The following is a 22,719-nucleotide window of genomic DNA, read 5'->3' as shown; positions in this document are numbered from 1 at the left end:
CACAACACCCCAGGCCACCAACGACCCGGCACACCAACAAACCCCCCTCCGAGCGTTACGTCTCGAAGGGCGCGCAGGGCCAGGAGGGCCGGGGCGAGGGGAACGGGTCCGGCGGCCCGTCGGCCCCGGCGCGGAAGCTGCTGAAGTTCAGCACGCCGCGCGACCCGGCGCAGCTGGCCGCGTTCATCAACCTGCGGGTCCTCAACCCGGAGCACGAGCACTGGCGGCGCGGGGTGGAGGCCGCCGTCATCTTCGCGCGCGAGCATGGCGACCTGAAGGTGCCGTTCACGTACCGCGTGCCCGAGGGCGAGGAGGCGGAGGGTGTCGGGTGGCCGGCCTCGCTCGCGAACTTCCCCCTGGGGCAGTGGATCGCCGACAACCGGCGCTTCTACGCCCGCGGCGACATGGACGAGGACCGCATCGCCCAGCTGGAGAAGCTGGGCATGGTCTGGTCGCACTTCGACGTCGCGTGGGAGGAGGGACTTGCCGCCGCGCGCGGGTGGGCCGAGGTGAACAGGCACCTCCTGGCCCCGCTCGACGCCACCTTCCAGGGGTACCGGGTGGGCACCTGGCTGAAGAACGCGCGGGCCGCCGCCCGGAAGGCGGCCGAGCTTGAGCAGCGCCAGGCCGAAGGGCTGCCGGTCCAGTCGTGGACCGGCGCCCTGTCGGCGGAGCGGCGTGAGCAGCTGGAGGACATCGACCCGTCCTGGTGCCCGGCCTGGCCGGTGGAGTGGCAGCGCGCCTTCCACCTCGTCCGGCTCCACCTGGAGGAGGCCGGCGGCACGCTGCCGACCGAGCCCGGCAAGGTGATCCACCAGGGCGAGGACCTCGGACGGTGGGTGCGCTCGGTCCGGCTCGGCTGGGACAACCTCACCACCGTGCAGCAGTGGATGTGTGAACAGGTCCTCGGAATCGAGCCCGCGACCGAGGACGAGAAGCCGCAGCCCCGCCGTACGCAGGCGGATAAGTGGGCGCTGAACTACCAGGCCGCCAAGCAGTACTACCAGCGCGAGGGGCACCTCCGCGTGCCGCGCAAGCACGTCGAACGGATCGTCGGCGAGGACCAGGAGGAGCGGGAGCTCCGGCTCGGGGCATGGGTCAGCAACCAGCGCAGCCGGGCGGCGACGCTGTCCCCGGAGCGGGTGGAGCTGCTGTCCGCGATCGGAATGCGGTGGGCGTGATGGACGTCGTCGTCACCACCGTCGTCGCGCTCGCGGCCGGCTGCCTGCCCGGACGGCTGCGCCCGTGGCAGCGGCTGGGCGACTGGGCGGCCGATCAGGTCCGCTTCACCGGCACGTGGGTCCGGGGCGGTGCCGCCCGCCAGGCTGTCGTCGTCCTGGTCCACACCGTCACCGCGCCGCGCACCAGCAGGCGCATCATGCGCGCCCCGGCCACCGACACCTCGGTGCCGGTGCCCGTACGCGATCCGGACTGGGTCGCCAACCGCACCCGCAGCACCCGCGCCGATCAGGGAGATTCCGCGTGACCACCGACGGCACCGACGAGAGGGCCCACATGATGGCAGCCCGCAGCGACGCCGAGATCTGGGTAGCGGATCCCGCAGCGTCTACGGATCGTCTCCCGGCTGGAGGCCGGGGCCATCGCCTCCGCCCACAGCGGCATCTCCGAGAACAGCGCCCCCGACGGATCCGCCCCAGGCTTCGACGCCGGCTGGGATGCGGGGGTCGAGTCGGTCTCCAGCGGGCTGCTGACCATCGCGGACGAGACCGCCGCCCAGCGCGGGCGTGCCGCCTCCAGCGCCCGGCTGACCGCCCCACCTCCCACGGCAGCCCTCCCCCGCGCCGGAGAAGCCCCCGGTGCAGGGAGCCGAACCCGTCGTGGCAGTGGCAGCGACGGAGGTCCTGGCGGTGGCGGAGCGCTTCCCGTGGGCCCTGGCCGCGTCCGCGGCGCGGCACTGGCCGGACGGCGAGTTCCTGGACGTGGCGCTGCGCGCGGTGCGCGCCGAGAAACGCGCGGGGTACATCGAGCGCCTGGAGGCGTTCGTGGAGCAGCACCGCGCCCGTCTGGAGGAGCTGCTGCGGGCGTACGGGCCGGGTAGCACGCCCGCCTCACACGGCCGGTACGCCCTGATTCCTCCGGACGGACTCGGGGCAAGCCCGCGGTCTGAAACCAGCGGGGTCGAACTCTGCGAAGCCAGCCCCAGGAACCCCTGGAATAGCGCCCCGACTCAGCACTCTTGTCCTGAAATAGGGCTGTGCGTGACGAGTGTCTCGCTGTCACGCTGCACAGGTACTAGCTCCCCCGTCAGGCGTCGTTTCCGCAGTGCTCCTGTGTCCGGCGATGCTTGGGGAGAGTCCCTGGAAACGGCCGAGGGAAAGCCATGTTCGTTAGTAGACGTATTCGTGCCCTTCTCGGCGCTGGCGCGCTGACCGCCGCAGCGGTTCTGCTCCCCGTGCAGTCGGCCGGCGCGGCCGAGCAAGTGAGCCCCTACCAGGTGGTGTGTGGAGGCAGCCAGACCACGACGTACGACCCCGGGCTCACCAACACACCGCAGACGCTCACTCGGTCGGGCCAGAACATTCATGCCCCTTGCGTTTCGACGGTGAGCCCCTTCACCTTCACGGGCTCGACGGGGTTCACCTCCACCACCACGCTGTCCTGCCTCAGCCTGACGGAGGCCAACACCGGAGTCGACCTGATCTCGTGGTCGACAGGAGCCACCAGCACCTTCTCCTACAACCGGACGGTGTCCATCGTTCAGGGCCAGACGGTGGTGACGCTGACCGGCGAGATCACCAGTGGCTGGTTCCAGGGAGCCACCGCGGTGGAGACCATCACGAGCGTGGCCCTGGACCTGGGCGCGTGTGCGACAGCTGAAGGCATCACATCAACGTACGGGGTCTCGGAGTTGACGATCACCGGCAGTTGACCGCAGCTCGACACCAGCTCCACAGGCTCACACTGGATCTGCCAAGCGAACCGCGCTGTCGCTTCTTCCGCCCGGCTGTGGCCTCGTCGGCGTCACACGGTCCGTCGGACCCGGGCGGGGTGCCGCCGCCTCGGCGCCGGGTCCATGACGGAGGACCTAGAGATCTCTCCGGCCAAGGCCCGTTACCCGCACGGCGATCCGCCGTCCGGGGCCCGGCCCCTGGTCCGGGGCGTCGGCGGACCGCCGGCACCCGTCGGCGGATGTCAGCCCGCGGCCGCTTCCGGACGCGACATCTCGGACCGCTGTCCTGGGGACAGTCCAGCAGCTCGTCCGTCCATGTGCGGCTGCTTGAGGTGTCATGCGGTGAGAGTGAAGTGATACTCAGGGCCAAGGACCTCTCCCCGGAGCTGTGGGAGCGGATCCGGGGTGCCACGATCGGCCCATGCCGGGACGGTGCGGCGCTTGTCACGGGCGCGGGCGTTTCCCGTCGGCTCTGGCGAAGCGTGCCTCAACGGTCGCGACGGCGACTGCGGCAGAGACGGCCAGGAGGCCGACGAGGAGCGGCAGTCTGACGTTCGCACCTGTCAGAAAGCCGGCCAACGCCGTTCCGGCGGATCCGGATGTGATCTTCAGTGCCGCGACCCAGATGAAGACCTGGCTGCGCGCGCTGGGCGGTGCGTACTCGGTGCGGGCGGCGAGGGTGGAGGCGAAGAAGCAGGAGTTGAGGATTCCGGTGAGCGCGTAGGCCGCGATGGTGATCGTGAAGGTGGGGCTCGCGGCGACGGTGAGGAGGCCGGCGACGACGCCCAGGGCGAGGCGGCGCATCAGCCGGTCCGGATTGCCGGTGAGGGGGAAGATCATGACGGCTACGGACCCGGTGAGATTGCCGAGGCCGTAGGCCGCGGTCAGCGCGGCCGCGGTGGCCGGCTCGACGCCGAGGATGTTCGTCATGTGCACTGCGGTGACGGGCAGTGCGGCTACGCTCAGGGCGACGATCATCGTCAGGTACACGGTGCGTCGGAGGTGGCCGGTGCGGGCTATCAGCGCGAGGGTTGCTCCCGGCTTGAGGATCGCTGTCCTGTCGCCGGTGTGGGACGGCGCGGTGAACGGCAGAAGCAGGACGCCGCCTGCCGCCGTGGCCGCCACCGCCGCGAGCGCGAGGGCCGCCGTGGTGGGTGAGGCCCACCCGGACAGGGCGGCCACCAGGGAGGGGCCGACGGTGCCGCCGATGCCGTAGGTGGCCACGTCCCAGCCCTGGGCTCGCCGCTGTGTGCGCAGTCGAGGTCCGACGATGGCGGGCAGTCTGCTGCTGATGCCGCCGGTCAGCAACGGCCCACACGTGCCCGCTGTGGCGAGCAGGAGTCCGGTCAGCGTGGCGGGGACGTGACCGTAGGTCAGTGCTCCTGCGGTCAGCGCGGTGGCATACAGCAGGCAGGCCGCCGCGATGACCTTCCGGCCGTCTTGGGCGAGGTCCAGCGACCGGGCGACGAAGGGACCCAGCAGGTGCGGGGCGGTGATGCACGCACCGAGTACCCCGGCGAGCGTCCCGGAGGCACCGGATGAGGTGGCGAGCAGAACGACGGCGACCACGGCGCCGCCGTCGGCGGTACGGGCCAGGGCCGCGGCGATGACGTAACGCGCCAGGCCGCCCCTGCCCTGTCCGGGCGAGGGTGGGGCTTGCGCCTTTCTCGGCGTGTTCGCTGTGTGCTGTTGGCTCATGGTGGTCGTGTTCAGGAGGTGAGCTGGAGGGCGTCCAGTGCGGCGGCGACCTGGCGGCGTGCGGTCTCCTCCAGTGCCCGCAGGGGGCGCGGCAGGTTCGGTTCCTCCGTCAGGCCGAGGTGGGAGGCGGCGGCCGACATGACGCGCAGGCTGCCGTGCTGCCGGAAGAGGGCCCACAGCGGTTCGAGGCCTTCGGACAGTTCCGCAGCCGTGCCTGTATGGCCGGCCTGTGCGGCGCGGGTGAGGGCGAGGGCGGTCTGCGGGAAGGTGCCGCCGATGACCGAGTACCAGACGTCGCACCCGGCGGTCAGGCCGCGGGCGGCCATCCAGTCGCCGCTGATCCCGATGGTGACGGTGTCGGGTATCAGCGCGCGCAACGCGTCGACGCGGAGCTCGGCCGCGTACGGGTCGTCGGGCACGCCGGGGATCTTGATCGAGCCGACGTTCGGCAACCGGGCAATGCGCCCGTGCAGTTCGTCAGTGAAGCGCACGTGCGTGGTGGCGGGGTTGTCGTACACGCACAACGGCACGGAGAGCTCGCGTGTGACATCCTCGTACAACCCGAACACCTCGTCCTCGGTCAGTGGCTGATACGTCATCGGGGCGAGCAGTACCGCGGAGGCGCCGGCCTTCTGGGCGTCCTCTGCCAGTTGGAGCACGTGCGAGGTGCGCAGCGCGCCGATGCCGACGATGACGGGTACCCCGTCGGCGGCCTCGACCGCGATCCGGGCTGTTTGAGCGCGCTGTTCCCGGGTGAGGTAGGCGTAGCTGCCGGTGGAGCCGAGCGCGCCGATGGAGTCCACACCCGCGGCGGCGAGACGGGCGACGAGCGCGGTGTACGCCGCGGTATCGATGCCTTGCTCGCTGGTGGCGGTGAGGGGGAAGGCGCTCAGGCCGTGGAACATGATGACTCCTCGTGGTGGGTGGGAAGGGTGTTGGTCAGTGGGTCGTCGCGCGCAGTTCCGCGATGACAGCGGCGAGTTCGGCGGCGAAAGCCCCGGCCTGTGACTCGGTGATGGTGGCGGTGGTGACCCGGATAGCGCCGTGGTGGGCGGCCGGGTCCGGTGCGAAGAGGTGGCCCGGGCGCACCGCCCAACCCCGCCGGGCCAGGGCTGCGACCGCGGCCTCGGCGTCGACGTCGAGTTCGACCCAGACGTTCAGCCCGTCCGGGCGGTGCGGGACCTCGATGCCATGGGCGTGCAGCCGCTCGACGAGCAGGCCGCTGCGCCGGGCGTAGACCTCGCGGGCCCGTTCATGGAGTTCGTGGACGCTCGGATCGAGCAGCAGTTGGCGGGTGGTGTGTTGCAGCAGGTGGCTGACCCAGGTGGTGCCGGGACTCAGCCGTGCCTCCAGGTGCGCGGTGCTCTCGGCGTCGGCGGCAACGAGCGCGAGACGCAGGTCCGGTCCGAGGAACTTGGACACGGACCGCACCAGCGCCCAGCGCGTGCTTCCCGGTGGTGTGATCCGGTGGTAGGGCCGGGCGGAGACCGCTGAGAAGTGGTCGTCCTCGATCACGAGGACCTGGGGGTGCTCCGCCAGGATCGCCCGCAGGTCGGCTGCCCGTTCCTCGGTGAGGCTCGCGCCGGTCGGATTGTGGGCCCGGGGCGTGCAGACGACCGCGCGGGCACCGGCCGTCAGGGCGGCCCGCAGCGCGTCGGGGCGCATGCCGGCGCCGTCGACGCCGACGGGTGCCGAGCGGTAGCCGTTCAGGCGCAGGGTGCCGATGCTCGCCAGGAAGCAGGGATCCTCGACCGCCACCAGGTCCCCGCGGGTGAGGTGAGCGTTCAGGAGCCGCTCGGTGGCATCCACGGCTCCGGAGGTCACCAGCGTACGGAACGGATGATCGATGTCCTCGGCGAAGTCGGCACGGGCCCAGGCGCCCAGCCCGGCGTCAACGGCCGGCGCGCCGTACAGGGGCCGGCTGTAGTCTCCGCGCCGGGCGGCACCGAGGATGTCGGGCAACAGGCTCGGGTCGGGGTTGCCGCCGGCCAGGTCGACGCAGTCGCCGCAGGTGCCGGTCCCTTCGCGCGCGAGCTGCGGCACCGCCGCGACCACCGTGCCACCGCGGCCCCGCGTCTCGGCCACCCCCGCCTCGACGAGCCGCCGGTATGCGAGGGCAACCGTGTTCCGGTTGACCCCCAGCTCAGCCGCGAGCACGCGCACCGGGGGCAGACCCGTCCGCGGCGCCAGAACACCCGAAGCAACCAGGTCCCGCACGCTCCCCGCGATCTCCGCCGCGGTGCTGCCCTTGATACCCACGTGATCACCCCTACCTGTGGATGACAAGTATGTCCTGTGACAAACATTGTCCTATGCCAAAGGTAGAGTACCGGTGACGGAGACGGCAACATCGCCCACCACGGCCCTGGCGTCGGCGGCCAGGTCAATGGGCACTGACGCCACAGCCTCACCCGCGATTGACCGTGGCTGCTGCGCCTTCAGGACCGAGGCTAAGAGCTCGCGCGGAATGGCCGAGCTGGTGAGGTGCGGCTGGTTTTGGTGTGACACCGTGGGTGACATGAGTGATGATCACAAGAGGGATGCGGCGCTGACGCAAGCGGTACAGCTGCGGGAGCAGGGCCAGGCCGGGCAGGCTCGGGAACAGCTGGTGGAGTTGGCCGAGCGGTATCCGGAGGATGCCGAGATCGCCTACCAGACGGCCTGGGCGCACGATGTTCTCGGTCTGGAGCGTGAAGCCGTCCCGTTCTATGAGCGGGCCCTGGTCGGTGCGGGCCTGTCTCCCGAAGATCGGCATGGGGCCTTCCTCGGGCTGGGGAGCACTTACCGGGTCCTGGGCTCCTACGGGGTGGCCGCACAGACGCTGCGGCGTGGGCTTGATGAGTTTCCCGACGACCCGGCACTGCAGGCCTTCCTGAGCATGGCGCTGTACAACCAGGGTGAAGGCCGGGAAGCGGTGCGGCTTCTGCTGAAGACGCTGGCCGCCACAAGCGGCGACCATCGGGTGCAGGGCTACCGGCGGGCGATTGAGTACTACGCCGACGATCTGGACGGCGTGCAGCACACAGATGAGGGTCCGCAGGAGAAGAGTTGAGTCATCGGCGGCGCCGGGGCGGCGGTCCCAGCGGTGAGTGGTCCACGCCCGTCGGATCAGGCTGCGGTCGGTGATGACGGTGTCGGCGAGGTCGAGGAAGGCGTTGATCACCAGGGGGGGCGACGAAGCCGACAACAGCGTACGCAAGGCAGGGATCATGAGCATCGTGAAAGAGGGCGGCACGGTGCGCCCGGGCGACACGATCGAAGCAAGGCTTCCCAGCGGGCCGCACCGGCCTCTGGAACGTGTCTGAAGTTTCCACCGGGCCGGCACGGCACCGGCCGCGCGGGTTCCTGTGGTGCAAACGGCGAGCAGGGCAGGCCCGCGCGGCCCTCTCACCCGTCGATGGAGGGCTGCGGTTCCGCGGCCGTCGTCCGTTCACGCTCGATCGGTCCGGCGGCGGTGCGAGTAGACCGACCTGATCTGCGCAGGGCTGTCGTCGCGGACAGTACGACCGGGGCCGCGGCAAGTACGAAGCACACGGGCAGGGGAAGGCGGCCCACCAACAGTCCAATGGCCGCTGTCGCCCCTGCCGATCCGGCGTTGAAGGAAGTGTTGACCCACGCACCCGCTCTGGTCCGACCGGCTGGATCAGCACACTCATCAGCGATCAAGTAGGCGGTGGTGAGGGCCGGAGCGACGAACAGTCCGCCGATCGCTGCCCATGCGATGAGCATGGAGGGATCAGGAGAGATCCCCATGGCGGCCAGGGACAGCCCAAGGGCCGCCGCGAGGAATGCCAGCCGCAACCTCCCCGAGGCCCGCCATGGGACGGCACCGTAGAACAGACCACCGATCGCACTGCCTCCGGACAGCGCGGCCAGGACCCAGGCGACCACTGAAGGGGTCTCGTGTTCGTCTGCGAAGGCGATCACCAGCAGATCGAACGCTCCCAGACACATGCCCACCGCCGCAGCGACCGTGATCGCCTGGCGCATCCCCGGATCCCCGTGCAGCAGCCACCGGCGCAACAGAGAGGAGCGCGCGCCAGAGACGCGGCCCTCTGGCGATGTCGGCCCGAGCGGGGTCTTCTCCCGGCCGGCCCAGCCCCGGACCGCCGGAGACGAGCTCAGGGCAAGTGCGCCGATCAGTACGAGTGCGGCGCTCACCGCAAGACCCACCGACGGTGCCGCAACCTGCACCAGCAGCCCGACCAGCAGCGGCCCGGTGACGAAGAGGAGTTCGGCGACCGCGTCCAGGCTGTACGCACGCTGCAACAACCGCCGGTCGGGAACCAAGTCGCTCCACAACGTGCGCATCACAGGCCCAAGTGGCGGCGTACACGCCCCGGTAGGCACCGCCAGGACCCCCAGCAGAATTCCTGACGCGCCCGGCCACGCAGTCGCCACGGCCAGTCCGGTCAGCAACAACGCGTAGGCGGCTGCCATGGGGCACAGAGCCCGGCGCGGCCCGTACCGGTCGACCAGGCCCGCACGGACCGGCGAGAGAAAGACACTGGTCAGCGCGAAAAGAGCCATGACAGTGCCGGCTACGGCATAGGAGCCGGTGGCCTCTTTGATCGCCAAGACCAGCGAAAAAGAGACCATTCCATAGGAAAGCCGACCCAACAATGACGCACCGAACGTGCGACAGGCATACTGAACTTGATTGGGTGATGTCGGAGCCGTTCGCCTGACGGCGGCCGGTCCGCTCCGGTAGCCCTGGACCGTGAGATACGCGCAGGGCGGCGGGTTGACCGACGCCGGGAGGGCCGCGAGGGAGCGAGTCCGGCTGCAGGCCGTGGAACGCTTCGAGAGCGGGCAGAAGAATAGGGAGATTGCTGCCGTGCTGCGGGTCAGCGAGCGGTCCGTGGAGCGGTGGCGCCGTCAGTGGCGCGAGCGCGGTGAAGCGGGGGTCTTGTCGAAGGGTTCGCCGGGGCGGCCGAGGCTCGGTGAAGCGCAGATCGCGAGGCTGGAACGGGAGCTGGAGCGTGGGCCGCTGGTCCACGGCTGGGCCGACCAGCGGTGGACACTGGCCCGGATCAGGACGTTGATCGGCCGGCTGTTCCGCGTGAGCTACACGGTGGAGGGGACGTGGCTGTTGCTGAAGCGGCACGGCTGGTCCTGGCAGCAGTCCGCCCGGCGGGCGATCGAGCGCGACGACGCGGCGGTCGAGGTCTGGAAGAGGGAGACCTGGCCGCGGGTAAGAGCGCCGCGGCGGCGTGTGACGGCTGGATCGTCTTCGAGGACGAAGCCGGGCAGTCGATGACGCCGCCGCGCGCGAGAAGCTGGGGGCGCAAGGGCGTAACGCCTGTGGTCCGGGTCCGTGGCCGGGGCTCGGGCCGGGTGTCCATGGCCGGGCTAACCTGCTACAAGCCGGGGAAGCGGTCGAGGATGTTCTACTCGGTCCGTGAGTACCGGGGCCGAAAGGGCGAGCCGAAGGGCATCGGCTGGCGCGACCTGCTGGTCAGAGCGCACATCCAGCTCGGCGGCCCGATCGTGCTGGTCTGGGACAACCTGCGCATGCACCTGGTCGAGCCACTGCGCCGATTCATCGCCGACCACGCGGACTGGCTCACCGTCTTCCAGCTTCCCAGTTACTCACCGGACTTGAACCCGCAGGAGGGCATCTGGTCGCTGGTGAAGCGCGACATCGGCAACCTCGCCGCAGCCGACCTTGGCCAGATCACCCGGGCCGTCAAGCGCAGGCTCAAGCAGATCCAGTACCGCCCGGACCTGGTCGACGGCTGTCTCGCCGGCACCGGCCTGGCCTCCTGGGCCCTTGATTCTCGGGCCGGGTCCTGACGGTGTCGCTCAAGCGGCGATAGGAGACGATGCAGCCCACACCAGCGCACGAAAGAGAGCAACTTCATGACGGGGCCCGTTCCGATGGACCTTATCCACCTCGCCGGTCCGGATGGGGACCGCTGCATCGTGCGCGTCACGGGACGGTTCCAGCCGGGCGTGCTGACCGGCCACGACATCCTGCACGCGGACGTGCTCGCCTCCGCGAGTTTCGTCGACGCCCGGCTCGACCTTTACCTCTTCCAGCATGACCTGGAGTCCTGGGAGCAGCAGCTGTCCAATCTGGGACCCAGCCAGACAGCCAGCATCGGCGGAGAGCGCGGCCTGAGTCTCGACATCCACATGCACGAAGACGGCTGGCTGTCGATCCAGGTGAGCGACCCGGACCGCCTGACGACGGTCCTGGGAACGCGGCCCCAGGCAGGGAGACTGGATCGCTGAGCACCGCGGGCGCCTGGAACAGGTCCGGCTGGCCTGGCCCCGCGAAGTCATCGAGACGGCCCCGGGAGCCTACGAGTGGAGCCCCAACCGCAAGCGGTGATCACCTGATCCAAGCCGCCGACATCACGCATTCAAGTTCAGTAGCGGGTGCGGAGCACAGCCGCGTACGAAGGAGCCACGGAGGGCGAAGACATGATCATGTTCCTCTGAGACAGCGCCGGAACGATGGCGCTCACACGTGCATGGGCAGCGAGAACCACGCCCGGTGGACGCGGTCAGCACTGGCTCTAGACACGAAGGAAGAACATCCGGGCACCGTAGCAGAACGCGAGAACGAGCTCCCCGGTCGCCCCGCATCATGCAGGTCTGCGCCCCCAGTAGGAACAGGCTCAGAAACAGCTACTGAGGGAGACGGGGTCGACGTGCTCGGCGCCGGCGGTGGTGTAGGCGGTCGACATGTGCGGGTACCGGCTCCGCCCCGGCTTGAACGCGGCTCCTGTGGACGCCGTCGCCTACGTGACAGTGTCCACGAGCGCCGTGAAGGGGCGTCCGGGCCAGCCGCTGAGCTCGACCGCGAAGGAGCCGACGGCGGGCCGGTCGAACGTCAGGATGAAGGGCTGCACGGTGCTGACGCGGGAGGCGACGTCCTTCACGAGCGCGTCGGTGTCGACGTCGTCGCGGCCCAGCCCGATGGCGTGCAGGCGTGCAGTGCATCCCGGTCGTCCCCACGCTCTGCAGCCCCGGCGGCACGAGGTGCTCGTAGGGCTCGATCAGGGCGGCGGCCTCGGCCGGGGTCGGCAGGATGTGCTCCCCACCCCCGTGCACAGAGATCCCCCCTGGCGCCATCCCCTGAACGGGCGGGTGCCAGGCATTCAGTGCATCTCGATACGTTTCCCGGCGTCAAGGCGGTCACCGGACAGAGGCCCGCGCCGATCCGGTCGCGGACGTCACGGCCGGTTCAGGTTGGCGGGACGGTTCGGACGGGCAGGACGGGCCGACCCGTCCTCCCCTGGCCCGCGCCGGGCTCGGCTGGGCGGCTGGTTCCGGCCCGCGCCCGTCCGGCCCCGCCCTACGGCAGGGTGCCGCCGGGGATGCCGTAGCCGCCCCGGGTGAGGTAGACCGCGTCGGCCACGGGGCGTTCCACACGGTGGTAGGTGCCGTCCGGCTGCTTGGCGATGTCGGTCATGCCCGTCTGCCGCTTGGACTCGGTGTACATGGTGGTCGAACCGCCGCCGTCGAGGTTGATCGCGTCGATCACGCCGAGCTCCGGCATCTTGAGGATGCCGGCGAACTCGTGGAGGAACGCACCGTCGACGCCGGACAGGTCGGAATAGCCGGTCGGGGCGGCCTTGATGTCCCGCCGGCCGGAGATGGTCGCCATGACCGTACGCCCCTTGGCATCGATGCCGAGGGCGGTACGTGAGTCCTTGCAGTGGTCGCCGAGCTTGATATCGGGGCCGTCCTCCCGGGCCACCTTGTCGCCGTTCTTGTCGTAGGCGCGGACGCACGTGTTGCTCGTCGTGACGACGCCGTCGTCCAGCAGCCGGTGCGCCAGGCCGGAGACGATGTCGACGGACTCGTCGAGCGCGATGTGGTGCTCGGGGAACTCCAGGTCCTCGACCTGGTTCCTGAGCTTGAGGGTGCGTCCGGCGGTCAGCTGGGTCCGCAGCCACTGCTTGGCTTCGGCACCGACCGCCTGCAGGACGAATCCGCCGGTGCCGACGTGCTTGCCGCCGCGGCCCTCGACCCACTGGCCGCCGTCCGTGGGGAGCGTGAACGCGCCCGACCCGTCGACCGCCACCTCGTACCCGGGGTCGTCGTCGGTGGTGACCTCGGCGTGTGTGTCGCGGTTCTTCGCGGGGGTGGCGAGGTTGTACGCGTCGTTGAACGCGACGAGCTCGTCCCCGTCGACGAAGACGGTGGTCTTGCCTTCGGGCTTGGCGGGGTCGTACGCGATCTTCTTTTCGACGTCGCCGATTCCGCGGACGCAGCCGACGCCGCGTCCGGGGTCGCGGTTGACGTCGTCGAGCAGTCGCTCGGTGACGACGGCGCCGGAGGCGTCGAGTACCTGGAGCGTCACCGTCGCCCGGAGCTTCGAGATGTACGGGAGTCCGTGCTGGAGGACGACGGCCTGGTTTCCGTTGAGGCACCCGGTGCCGTTGACCTGGCCGTCGCGGACGGCGGTGCCGCCGAACTGGATGCTGCCGCCGTGCGGCGGCTCCGCCTTGAAGAAGCTCCCGTTGATCCCGGCGAGTGGCCGCTCCGGTTTCACCGCGGCCAACTGGCTTGCGACGGTCTCGGCCGTGGCGGCGGCACCGCCCACCGTGCTCTCCAGGCGGACGGCGCCCAGGGCGGGGTCGGCGACGACCACGTTGAGCTCGCGCTTGGCGAGGCGTCCGGGGGTCTGGTGCTTCTCGGTGTAACGCACGTAGGTCACGCCGGCGGCCAGGGTGTACCGTCCGGTCTCCACCCACGTGTCGAGCAGCGACGCCTCAGGGGTCGCCGCACTGGTCGCACCGGGCGAGGCGGCCAACAGGGTCGCGGTCAGGGCCAGCGCGACGGCGCCGGCGGGTCCGCGGCGGCGCGTACGGGGGCGGAGCGCGGCAGCGAGCCGGGCGGGGGTGTCGGTGGTCACGAGCAGTCCGCCTTGTCGGTGAGCTTGTGGGAGCGGAAGGACTTGGCGAACGGCTCGGGGAGGGTGGTGCTGTCGCCCGGCACCACCTTGTAGGCCCCGTAGGAGGTGCCGTTGGCGTCGCGCCATCCCCCGGTGTGGAGGTCCGCGGGGTAGAAGCAGGCGTAGAGGGAGGTGTTGTTGACGACGGAGCGGACCCGGTCCTCCCAGACGGGCGCGTAGCCGTTGTGGGAGGAGGTAGTCGCGTACATGCCGCCGCGTGCCCGCTCCTCAGCGAAGATGCAGAGCTTGCCCGGCTCGCAGCGTTCGAAGCCGGTGAAGCAGTGCCCCTTGGACGGCACCAGCTTGTACGAACTGACTCGTCCCTGTAGTTCGCTCGGGAGGCCGGGCAGATTGGCCTCCGCACGCGGCGCGACCGCTTCGAGGGTGCCGCCGTAGTAGGCGTCCGCGTACAGACACAGCCAGGAGGCGGTGTTGTTGTGGACGGAGCGGGCCGTCGAGTTCCCCCTGTTGACGGACAGGGGGATGGAGAGGAGGGTGCGGGCGATGGGCTTCTCAAGGGTGCCCTTGCCGCCGTCCTGGTCGTAGAGGCAGAGGGCGTTCTCGTCGCAGTTCTCGTACGCCGCCGCGGTCGTCGGCAGGACGAACAGCACGGAGCTGAGCAGCGCCAAGGCTCCGAGGACGAGGGACCCCCGCTTTATAGTGATCTTCACGGGGCATTGTCGCAGGCGGATCACTTTGACAGGGAACCGGGTTTCCCCCGGTCGGGGTGGCCTTCCGTGTCGGACACGGGCGCCGCCTTCCCACGCGGTCCGCGTCCACCACGAGGTTGCCCCCGTAGTCGGAGACGTACCCAGCGGCGGGCCGGCCGGGGAACGGCACCCGACCGGGCGTGCACGACGCCGTGCGCCCGCCTGGGGACCACTCCGATGCTCCCGGCGGGCCGGCGCCGGCCCCCGCCCCGCGCGGTCCGGTCTTCGGTGGTCAGCGGGGCCGGGGCCTCGTCCGGCGGGCGCGGGGCGGTGGTGCGTGGGGTGGGAGGGTGAAGCCCACGACGGCGCCTCCGCCGTCCGCGGTGCGGGCGAAGACGGACCCGCCGTCGGCGGTGACGAGGTCGTGGACGATGGCGAGGCCGAGGCCCGAGCCGGGGGTGGCCTGGGTGCCGGGCCCGCGGTGTAAGCGGTCGAACACGGCCAGCTCCTCGCCGGGCGGGATGCCCGGGCCGTGGTCGCGTACGGAGAGCCGGCGGCCGGCGGTCTCGACGGTCTCGACGGTCACGGGCGTGTCCGCCGGGCTGAACTTCACCGCGTTCCCGATCAGGTTGTCGATGCAGCGCTGTATCGCCCGCGGCCGGGCGCGCACCCGCACCGCGGCCGCGGCGTCCACCGTGACGGTGACCGTGCGGCCGGTGCGCACTGGTGCGGTGGTGCGCCCATCCGATGCGCTCCACTCGGTGGGCGGTGCGCGCACCGGTGCGGCCGACGCTGGGAGTGGTGCGCACCGGTTGAACGCGGTGCGGTGAGTGGGCCCAGGTGGGGACGGTGGAGGCGGTGCGTTTCTCCTTGACCTGAGCCGAGGACCCTGTTGGCCAATTCCACTGGGGTCGTACGCGGGTCGGCGTCGTTGATCCGATCATCCGGCGTTGTTGCCGGGGGCGGACAGCGTTGGGGAGGCGTCAGTGTCGCTACGTAAGAGTGGGCCGGGCCAGGTTCCGGAAACGACACGGCGAGTCGCCGAAGCCGCTTTGCCGCAGGGCAGCATGGCGATCAGGGTGCGTGATGCGTTGGGCGAGCTGTTCCGCGACGAGGACTTCGCCGACCTGTTCCCTCAGCGAGGTCGGCCGGCCCTGTCTCCGGCGGTTCTCGCCTTGGTGTCGATCCTGCAGTTCGCCGAGGGCTTGTCCGACCGCCAGGCTGCCCTGGCTGCCAGGGCGCGTATCGACTGGAAGTACGCCCTCGGCCTGGAGCTCGAGGACCCGGGCTTCGACCATTCCGTGCTGAGCGAATTCCGAGATCGGCTGGTCGACGGTAGTGCGGAGACTCGTATCACGGACGCCGTGCTGGCCGCCGCCTCGCAGGCCGGTCTGCTGAAGACGCGCGGCCGCCAACGCACCGATAGCACGCATGTGCTGTCGGCGGTCCGTGGACTGAACCGTCTGGAACTGGTCGGCGAGACCCTGCGGGCGGCCCTGAACGCTCTGGCCGCGGCAGCCCCCCAGTGGCTTGCCGACCTGGCCCACGAGGAGTGGTTCAAGCGGTATTCCTACAGGGTCGAGGACTCCCGGCTTCCGCAGTCGAGAACCGAGCGCATCGAGAGGGGCAACGAGATTGGCAGCGACGGGATGCGCTTGCTGCAGGCCGTCTTCCACTCGGCCACACACGGGTGGCTTCGTCAGATCCCCGCGGTGGAGATGCTCCGGCGGACCTGGGTGCAGGAGTTCGAGGTCGATGACGAGATCGTCCGCTGGCGCCACCCGAAGAACATCCCGCCTGCTGGTCAACGCGTGGTGTCGCCCTACGACGGCGTCGCCCGTTCAGGATCCAAGCGGGACACGGACTGGCAAGGATGGAAGGTCCACCTCACGGAGACGTGTGAGCCCGACCAGCCCAACCTGATCACGCACGTGCTCACCACGGCCGCTCCCGTCCATGACGTGCAGGTGACCGAGACCATCCACGAAGGCCTCGCCGCGCGGAACCTGCTGCCGGCTGAGCACTTCGTCGAATCCGGTTACACCGAGGCTCGTGCGCTCGTCTCAGCTCAACGCGACTACGGCATCGAGATCGTCGGACCGGTCCAGGGTTCCGCGGCCTGGCAGGCCAAGGGTGAGGACGGGTTCACGCAGGAGAGCTTCACGATCGACTGGCAGGCCCAGGAGGTGAGCTGTCCCAACGGCAAGCGCAGCAGGGGATGGGCTGACAGCACCAGCCAGACCGGAGCCGCCGTCATCAGGGTCTGGTTCTCCATCAACGACTGCGGGCCCTGCGCTGTCCGCAGCCAGTGCACACGCGGCACCGGAAGGATCGGCAGACGCCTGACCTTCAGAAACCGCGAAGAACTCGAGGCCCTCCGCAAGGCACGCGAGGAGCAGAAGACGAACGAGTGGCGTCGGCGGTATCAGACTCGCGCGGGCATCGAAAGCACGATCTCGCAGGGCGTCCGGCAAATGGGACTGCGCCGCTCTCGCTACCACGGCGCTGCCAAGACGCACCTTCAGCACCAGTTCACGGCGGCCGCCCTCAACCTCTCGCGCATCGACGCCTGGATCACCGAGACACCGCGAGGCCGCAGCCGCATCTCCCACTTCCGTCGTCTGCGGTCGACCCTGCACCCCCTGACCACGGACCACCCGGCCGACATTTCGGGCTGCATCGCCCCTTGACACTCCACGTTTCCCCTTGCCCACGCGGGCCGTCCGACAGCCCCCAGTGGAATTGGCCAACAGGGTCCTGAGCCGAGGTCAAGGAGAAACGCACCGGGTGGAGGCGCGGCCCCACTCCCGTCGATGGCGTCCACTCCCACCCGGTGGGCTCCACTCGGTGGAGTGGATGCCGAGCACGGTGGCGTCCACTCCCGGACGGTGGACTCCACGGAGCTGCCGCCAACTTGAAGTTGCAGGTCAAAGGGCTGGTGTGACCGGCTCTCGTTTTGCTCATGCTGGTCGTGGGCGGGTGTCTGAGGTGTAGATCGTTAGCCAGCGGCCTCGGGGGTGGCGTCATGTCGGCCTCTCGCAGAGGAGCGGATTCGCGCCTGGGATCATGAGGGGATGTCCGAGGAACCGAACCCGATGTCTAGCCTGTGGCCGCTCGTACCCTCCGAGGTCACCGGTTGGCTGCTGGAGCTGTGCGGTGATGGCATCACGGGGTTCATGCCTCCGGCGATGCCTGACGCAGTGTGGGTGCTCAACGCCATGTACGAGCACAATCTGGGGCCGACCGATGTGTCGTACCACGAGTACCACCAGGCGCGGCTGGCGGACGGGGGTGTTCAGCCGCACGTCGTCGGAGGCATTGACCTTGATGCGGTGAGCGTCGCCACGGGGGGAGGGCTCGGCCGCGCCGAGCATCCGGGGCCTGGTTGGCGAAGGCTGCGCTGGGCCGAGCTGGCCCGGCGGAGCGGCGACCCGGTCGTGGCCGACGGGCTGATGCCCTCCTACCGTTGCTTTCCCTCGGCCAAGAAGGAGGGCAGCTGGCTGCTGGGCATGGTCCCGCCGACCGAAGGGAGCCTGGACCGTGAGACCTGGAACCGGCTGATCGCCATCCTCACCCAGTTCAGCGCTGCGGGCCCGGACACCCGCTGCCTGGCCTACTACAACCCGATGACGCTCGGGGCCATCGACTTCGACAACCTCCACGTGCGCGCGGGCCGGATAGGCGACGCCGAGATCCTGTACGACCAGTCCGAGGCCGACTTCAGCCCGTCCAACCTCTGGGCCGATGACCGCTCGTGGGTCCTGTGCACCGACTACGACCTGTGGGGCACCAAGGTCGCCGGGCCTCCAGCCCTCATCAACGCATTGCTGAACGACAGTGAAATCGAGGCGGTTCGTCTGCCTTGGGCGCACTGACGACGAGCTGCTTGAAACTTTCTCCAGCACGGAGTGCGGGCTCGTTCCAGCAGCTCGGGATCCAGCATGCACCGGATCGTAGAGGGGCACTCGACCCCAGCAGGTAGGAATCGGTTGTCCGGGGAGTGCCGGGTGGCTGGATCAGCGGGACGGGAGGGAAGCCAGAGAGCGGTCCCACTCGTCAGCCGCGTGCAGCAGCGCTGCGGCGTCCAACCTGACCTCCACGACGTACTGGTAGATGTCAGACCCGTCATTGCCCTGTTGCCACGGAGGTGCCGCCTCCAGAGACAGATGAACGCGGATCACCGCGGTCCCGCTCTCGATTCGATGGGCGAGGCTGAAAGCCACGACCGGCTCGATGAACCACGTGTCCGGCGACAGCTCGCCTTCGGCATCAGGCTCGGTGACGTCCACCGTCCCCGCGGCCACCGCGCGCAGCCACGCGGACACCTGGCGGGCCTCATCGGTGAGCAAACACGGATCGGCAAAGGACCACTTTCCCCTAGAAGTCGCCACCGTGCCCTCAATGACCAGCCAGTTGTCGTCGTACGAGTCGCCCCGAACGGTGGCGAACTGATAGCCCACTGGGCGGAGGCCGACACTGCTGGAGAGATCGTTCAGGAGCACTGGGCCAGGATGTCATGCGCTGGCCAGCAGCGGACTGCGCCCCCAGCCCAGGTACACGGGCCAGAGCGCCGCCCCTGACTCCGTTTCGGAGACAATCCCGACCTCTGTCAGACGATCTTCTCGATGGGCTCCCGCACACGACCAGCACGAGCACTCTGAGGTCCGACCACACCAGCCCCTTGACCTGCGAATTCAGGTTGGCTGCAGCTCACTCGGTGGAGTGGAGCCGGGCGTCGTCGGTGCGCACCACCGCATCGGGTGCGCACCATCGGGTCCACTCAGTGGCCGGCCTCCCGGCCGCGGTGCGGTGCGGGCTGCTGTGGGCGGTGCGCCTGCTGGTCGTCCGGGCGCACCGCGCCGGCGTCGGCTGGTGCGGTGTGGCGGTCCGGGCGGGCGCGGGAGTCGTTGACCATCTTGGTGCCCGCCTCCCGGATGCGGCGCAGTCGGTCGTCGGTGAGATCGAGGGCTTCCACGTCCGTGCGGGACTTCCGCAAGGCCCGCAGCGCCGTCATGTCGATCGCGTCCCCGCGACCGGCTTCCGGCTCCTGGTCGTCGTGCTCGGGGTCGGCCGGCTCGGGTGCGAGCAGCTGCTCGGGCATCGCCGCCTGCTGGTGGGCGACGACGTCGTACGCCCGGCCCCGCACGGCGGTGGTGGTGCGCAGCTTCTCGCGGACCATCGCACCGGCGAGGACGGCACGGTCGTTCTGGAGCGGGATGCGCGGGATCTCCCGCTCCCCCGCGTCCTGGCCCGGCGGCCGGAGCGCAGCCGGCTCGCCGGGATCGGCCGGGGGTTGCCGGTCTGGGTCGGGCGCGGCGGCCGGTGGGCGGCGGCGGGCGGGGAGGTCGGCCAGGTGCCACCGGGCGGTGTAGAGGCGGTAGTCCGCCAGCAGGCCGATGGTGGTTGTCGGCTCGGTGATGTCCAGGCAGTGGGTGGAGATGGCGGCGGCCACGATCTGCTCGTCCAGGCCGGGGTCGCGGCGGCGGCCGCGCAGGACCAGGGCGAGGTGACGGCGGGCTTCGGCGAGCAGGTGCCGGCGGTGGAAACGGCCGCCCTCGTTCATCACGAGCACCGTCGCGGTGACGTCGACGGCCGCCAGGGCGACGTCGACCACGGCCGCGACGCGGGCCCGGATCGCGGCGGCCGCGGCGCGGGCGTGCTCGAGGAGGTTGGTGATGACTTCGGCGGCGACCTTGGAGGTGAGGATCGCGCTCACCTTCCACCAGACGCGCAGCTGCGCGAGCGGCTGGGTCTTCCGCTTGGGCGGGCGGGTCTTGCGGGCGGCCATGGCGTTCATCTTCGCGCGGGCCCGCTCGGAGACCACGGGCAGGAACCGCGGCTCGCCGTCGTCGTCGACGGCGGTGACGTACTCGTGCTCCAGGTCGGCGAGGGGGGGGAGAAGAACCACTGGAGGCCGGTGGAGCGGGTCTCCACGCCACCGCGCCGGTCATCGCGCAGCTCCATCTTGAGCAACCGGTGGTGGGGCTGCGGCTGACCGTGTGATCCGCGCAGCGTGGGGCACGTGCCAGACGGGACAGGTGCGACCGCGCGATGTGGCCAATCAGTCCGTATGAATCCCGCCTCTGACAGTCACGGCCGTGCGGGGCTGCTCAGGAGAAGGCCGTCCCGTCTGGAAGCCCGGTGAGCCAATCTCCTGCGGCATGCCATCGGTATCCCCACGGTCAACGCTGCCAGGAACCAGGGGAGCGCGGTCAGGAGGAGAAGCGGCGATCCGAAGGCGACGATGACAATCCCGCCGAGTGGGACCGTCGTGCTCACCACGAAGGCCAGCTGCAGTCCCACCCTCGAAGGCCGAGATCGCGCTCGACAGAGGTGAGTACCGTCGAAGGCCGTGGCCGCACGAGCGCCAGCTATTGCCGAAGCAAGAAACAGCAGCGGACCAAGCAATCCCGCCAAACTCATCTTTCCACTCCTCTCTGACTCACTGCGGCTCGACCGGCCGGATCCTACCCGGGAGACCGGAAGCGGCCACGTGATGGCCGACATGCTGCTCCGCCACAGCAACGCGACCGCTTGGAGGCGCTGGACGTGCGGGGCGCTGCCCACCCGGTGACGGAGCCGTCCATGAGAAGTGCAGCCAGTACCCCGGGTCGCAGCCGTCCGGTACCGGGTCGCCGAGGTGGTCGGTGCAGCGGCTCCCGAGGGGCCGAAGGGCGCCTTGTTGGTGCAGAGGGCGTGACCGCACAGCTCGGCCACCCGCTGGGCACCCGGTTCGGCGTGGAAGAGGGTGCACGCGCGGAACAATCGCCGGGGATCGCCGCCCTGCGCGGTGAAGAATCGTATGCGCTGGGTCGGGAGGCGCTCGATCCGGAAGGTCCTGACCTCTCATGCGGAGAGGACGTGTCCGGCCATGGTCACAGCCAGGGCAGGGAGGGGGCGGTAGGGCTGCGTGGTGGAGTCGTCGAGGGTCGATATCCGGGTGAACGGGCGGCGGGTGTCGTGGTCGTCGAGGTGGCGGAGTGCGAGTGCCAGAAGCGCTGCGGCGTCCATCCGTGCTGTCTGCTTCCGGCATGGGGTGCTCCGTTCGGGGGCGGTGGCCGGGCGTGCCGTTCGCTCCGGATGCGGGGCGGGGCGGCCTGGCAGGATGGTCCGGGCGGGACGGGGCACTACCGGCGGTGACGGGAACGCCTTTTCGCCGCCGGAGGGTCCGCACGGTGTTCCGGATCACACCGCGATCGATTTCCTGCGGCCGGGGCGAGCGCATGACGGGCCATCAAGAGTGCCGGTTCCTAGGGGATCACACACGAAATCCTCCGTCGGAGTTCCCCCGGGGAATTCCCGACAACGGAGAATGGGTCTTCTTGAGCCCTGTGCCCCCGCGTGGTACTTCTTTCCCCGCGCCGTATCGGCGCCTCAAGGCCATTGACCACGGCCTTGACGCAGGGGGTGGGAAGAGCAGACTCCGAGCTCGGCGCCGACCCCTGCCATCGCACTATGAGGGGAATGAAGTTGTCGTCTGTCTTCTTGCGGCGATCTGGGGGCTACGGAATCCTTGCGGGGATATCCGCGCTCAGCGCAGCCGCGGTTCTGGCCACTGCCGTCCCGGCCCATGCCGGGACCGGGAGCGGTGGAGCCCCGGCGGAGCGCGCGGCCGCGGTGGTGGAGCACGCCACCGGTGTCGCCGACCTCGCGCCCAGTACGGCGCCCGCCCCGGACGCGGCCGCGAAGGCCATCACCGGCACCGCCGCCGGGCAGGTCACCGTCACGGCCCCCACGGAGGCGGGGGGACTGGTGGAGCTGAGCGCGGCGGACGGCAGCCGTGTGCGTCTGGGTCTGCCCGAGGCCGAGGACGTGGCTGGTGTCGCAGCCGGTTCCGGCACTGTTGTCTATCCGGGCGCGGGCGGCGAGGACGTGGATCTGGCCGTGCAACCGACGGCCGACGGCGGAGCCCGCGCCCTGGTCACGCTGAAGGACCGCTCGGCGGCCCGCGTCCACCGCTTCGACCTCGACCTGCCGGAGGGCTCACGGCTCGCCCCGGACGGGACCGGCGGGTACCTGATCGTCCGGGAGGAGGGGCCCGACGCCACGGCGGTGCTCGGTGCGGTCGACGCCCCGTGGGCGAAGGACGCCCGCGGCAGGGCCGTTCGGACCGCCTACCGGCTGGAGGGCGACCGGCTCGTCCAGACCGTGTCCCCCGACGCGGGGACCGTGTTCCCGGTCGTCGCCGACCCGAAGGTCTCGCTCGGCTGGAGCATCTATCTGCGATTCGGTAAATCGGAGGTGAAGAAGCTCGCTGGCACGTCGGTCTACCATTTCGCCGCCGTGGCAACGGTGATGGCGTGCGCCAAGATTCCGAATGCCGTCGCCGCTGCCGGCTGCGGGGCGGCACTCACCGCGCAGATGGCGTCGCTGCGGTCCCAGATGCAGGATGCGGCCAAGGCGGGTCAGTGCGTGGAATGGAAGGTCAGCTACGTGGGCGTGATCACGGGATGGAAGCGGTACAAGTGCTGAACGTGGCGAAGGATCTGGGAATTCTGAGCGGTGTCTATCTCTCCGCGACTCTGCTGGTGTGGATCGTGGCGGGTGCC

Annotated in this window: 21 protein-coding genes and 2 pseudogenes; 11 read left to right on the top strand and 12 right to left on the bottom strand. The window is 70.1% G+C overall.

What is annotated here, in order from left to right; translation table 11 throughout:
• The 3 genes from BJP40_RS31010 to BJP40_RS33835 all read left to right on the top strand — a co-directional run.
• A partial coding sequence (locus BJP40_RS31010) for a helicase associated domain-containing protein (protein ID WP_177204522.1) occupies window positions 1-1,181 on the top strand: 1,181 nt, incomplete at its 5' end.
• A complete protein-coding gene (locus BJP40_RS31005; RefSeq protein WP_079171610.1) occupies window positions 1,181-1,486 on the top strand; it encodes a hypothetical protein in 306 nt (101 codons plus the stop codon). The genes BJP40_RS31010 and BJP40_RS31005, both read left to right, overlap by 1 nt.
• A gap of 1,077 nt (window positions 1,487-2,563) precedes the next feature.
• Window positions 2,564-2,890, top strand: coding sequence for a hypothetical protein (locus BJP40_RS33835; protein WP_143066065.1), 327 nt, complete (start codon window positions 2,564-2,566; stop codon window positions 2,888-2,890).
• A 465-nt stretch (window positions 2,891-3,355) separates the two neighbouring features.
• Here the strand turns inward: BJP40_RS33835 and BJP40_RS30995 are convergent, their stop codons facing one another.
• Genes BJP40_RS30995 through BJP40_RS30985 form a run of 3 tightly spaced genes read right to left on the bottom strand, consistent with a single transcriptional unit; the run spans window position 3,356 to window position 6,868 of the window.
• Window positions 3,356-4,609, bottom strand: coding sequence for an MFS transporter (locus BJP40_RS30995; protein ID WP_256220844.1), 1,254 nt, complete (start codon window positions 4,607-4,609; stop codon window positions 3,356-3,358).
• Window positions 4,610-4,620: 11 nt separating this feature from the next.
• A complete protein-coding gene (locus BJP40_RS30990; protein ID WP_071284308.1) occupies window positions 4,621-5,514 on the bottom strand; it encodes a dihydrodipicolinate synthase family protein in 894 nt (297 codons plus the stop codon).
• Between the two features lie 34 nt (window positions 5,515-5,548).
• The gene (locus tag BJP40_RS30985) at window positions 5,549-6,868 is read right to left on the bottom strand and encodes an aminotransferase class I/II-fold pyridoxal phosphate-dependent enzyme (RefSeq protein WP_071284306.1); all 1,320 of its coding nucleotides are present in this window, start codon (window positions 6,866-6,868) and stop codon (window positions 5,549-5,551) included.
• Between the two features lie 259 nt (window positions 6,869-7,127).
• Here BJP40_RS30985 and BJP40_RS30980 point away from each other — a divergent pair, with 259 nt between their 5' ends.
• Window positions 7,128-7,661 carry a tetratricopeptide repeat protein gene (locus BJP40_RS30980; RefSeq protein ID WP_071284327.1) on the top strand — a complete coding sequence of 178 codons (534 nt, stop codon included), beginning with the start codon at window positions 7,128-7,130 and terminating at the stop codon, window positions 7,659-7,661.
• A gap of 15 nt (window positions 7,662-7,676) precedes the next feature.
• Here the strand turns inward: BJP40_RS30980 and BJP40_RS33460 are convergent.
• Window positions 7,677-7,772: pseudogene (locus BJP40_RS33460) on the bottom strand (IS5/IS1182 family transposase); the annotation flags it as partial.
• Window positions 7,773-7,776: 4 nt separating this feature from the next.
• Between BJP40_RS33460 and BJP40_RS36040 the strand changes: the two are divergent.
• A pseudogene (locus BJP40_RS36040) lies at window positions 7,777-7,914 on the top strand (MOSC domain-containing protein); the annotation flags it as partial.
• 82 nt (window positions 7,915-7,996) lie between these two features.
• Here BJP40_RS36040 and BJP40_RS30975 read toward each other — a convergent pair.
• Window positions 7,997-9,208, bottom strand: coding sequence for an MFS transporter (locus tag BJP40_RS30975; RefSeq protein WP_107416907.1), 1,212 nt, complete (start codon window positions 9,206-9,208; stop codon window positions 7,997-7,999).
• A gap of 121 nt (window positions 9,209-9,329) precedes the next feature.
• Between BJP40_RS30975 and BJP40_RS30970 the strand changes: the two genes are divergently transcribed.
• From BJP40_RS30970 to BJP40_RS30960, 3 genes are all read left to right on the top strand, one after another.
• The gene (locus tag BJP40_RS30970) at window positions 9,330-9,869 is read left to right on the top strand and encodes a winged helix-turn-helix domain-containing protein (protein WP_071284300.1); all 540 of its coding nucleotides are present in this window, start codon (window positions 9,330-9,332) and stop codon (window positions 9,867-9,869) included.
• Window positions 9,866-10,405, top strand: a complete 540-nt coding sequence (locus BJP40_RS30965; RefSeq protein ID WP_071284297.1) for a transposase — start codon at window positions 9,866-9,868, stop codon at window positions 10,403-10,405. Before BJP40_RS30970 ends, BJP40_RS30965 begins: the two co-directional genes overlap by 4 nt.
• An 84-nt stretch (window positions 10,406-10,489) precedes the next feature.
• A complete protein-coding gene (locus tag BJP40_RS30960; RefSeq protein ID WP_143066064.1) occupies window positions 10,490-10,846 on the top strand; it encodes a DUF5959 family protein in 357 nt (118 codons plus the stop codon).
• A 512-nt stretch (window positions 10,847-11,358) separates the two neighbouring features.
• On the opposite strand, the gene BJP40_RS34800 is transcribed toward BJP40_RS30960, so the two are convergent.
• The 4 genes from BJP40_RS34800 to BJP40_RS30945 all read right to left on the bottom strand — a co-directional run bounded on the left by BJP40_RS34800 (window position 11,359) and on the right by BJP40_RS30945 (window position 14,894).
• On the bottom strand, window positions 11,359-11,499 hold the full coding sequence (locus BJP40_RS34800) for a hypothetical protein (protein WP_177204521.1): 141 nt from the start codon (window positions 11,497-11,499) through the stop codon (window positions 11,359-11,361).
• Window positions 11,500-11,915: 416 nt separating this feature from the next.
• Window positions 11,916-13,481: a phosphodiester glycosidase family protein gene (locus BJP40_RS30955; RefSeq protein ID WP_071284291.1), complete on the bottom strand. Its 1,566-nt coding sequence runs from the start codon at window positions 13,479-13,481 to the stop codon at window positions 11,916-11,918.
• A complete protein-coding gene (locus BJP40_RS30950) occupies window positions 13,478-14,191 on the bottom strand; it encodes a peptidase inhibitor family I36 protein (RefSeq protein ID WP_143066063.1) in 714 nt (237 codons plus the stop codon). Before BJP40_RS30950 ends, BJP40_RS30955 begins: the two co-directional genes overlap by 4 nt.
• Before the next feature lie 271 nt (window positions 14,192-14,462).
• Entirely contained in the window at window positions 14,463-14,894 is a 432-nt protein-coding gene (locus tag BJP40_RS30945) for a sensor histidine kinase KdpD (RefSeq protein WP_071284288.1), read from the bottom strand.
• A gap of 262 nt (window positions 14,895-15,156) precedes the next feature.
• Here BJP40_RS30945 and BJP40_RS30940 point away from each other — a divergent pair, with 262 nt between their 5' ends.
• Both BJP40_RS30940 and BJP40_RS30935 read left to right on the top strand, forming a co-directional pair.
• Window positions 15,157-16,860 carry an IS1182 family transposase gene (locus BJP40_RS30940; protein WP_107416906.1) on the top strand — a complete coding sequence of 568 codons (1,704 nt, stop codon included), beginning with the start codon at window positions 15,157-15,159 and terminating at the stop codon, window positions 16,858-16,860.
• A 384-nt stretch (window positions 16,861-17,244) separates the two neighbouring features.
• On the top strand, window positions 17,245-18,045 hold the full coding sequence (locus tag BJP40_RS30935; RefSeq protein WP_071284282.1) for a hypothetical protein: 801 nt from the start codon (window positions 17,245-17,247) through the stop codon (window positions 18,043-18,045).
• Between the two features lie 141 nt (window positions 18,046-18,186).
• On the opposite strand, the gene BJP40_RS30930 is transcribed toward BJP40_RS30935, so the two are convergent.
• From BJP40_RS30930 to BJP40_RS34795, 3 genes are all read right to left on the bottom strand, one after another.
• Window positions 18,187-18,672, bottom strand: a complete 486-nt coding sequence (locus BJP40_RS30930) for a hypothetical protein (protein ID WP_071284280.1) — start codon at window positions 18,670-18,672, stop codon at window positions 18,187-18,189.
• A gap of 278 nt (window positions 18,673-18,950) precedes the next feature.
• A complete protein-coding gene (locus tag BJP40_RS36035) occupies window positions 18,951-20,078 on the bottom strand; it encodes a hypothetical protein (protein WP_256220843.1) in 1,128 nt (375 codons plus the stop codon).
• Window positions 20,079-21,016: 938 nt separating this feature from the next.
• Window positions 21,017-21,181, bottom strand: a complete 165-nt coding sequence (locus BJP40_RS34795) for a hypothetical protein (protein WP_177204520.1) — start codon at window positions 21,179-21,181, stop codon at window positions 21,017-21,019.
• A gap of 453 nt (window positions 21,182-21,634) precedes the next feature.
• Between BJP40_RS34795 and BJP40_RS30920 the strand changes: the two genes are divergently transcribed.
• Complete coding sequence (locus BJP40_RS30920; RefSeq protein ID WP_143066062.1) at window positions 21,635-22,642, top strand: hypothetical protein; 1,008 nt, start codon at window positions 21,635-21,637, stop codon at window positions 22,640-22,642.
• Window positions 22,643-22,719: the final 77 nt, after the last annotated feature.

The sequence above is a fragment of the Streptomyces sp. CC53 genome (genome assembly GCF_001865245.1).
GTDB lineage: Bacteria > Actinomycetota > Actinomycetes > Streptomycetales > Streptomycetaceae > Streptomyces.
The sequence above is the reverse complement of the archived record's forward strand: the minus strand, read 5'-3'. Positions and strand labels throughout refer to the sequence as shown.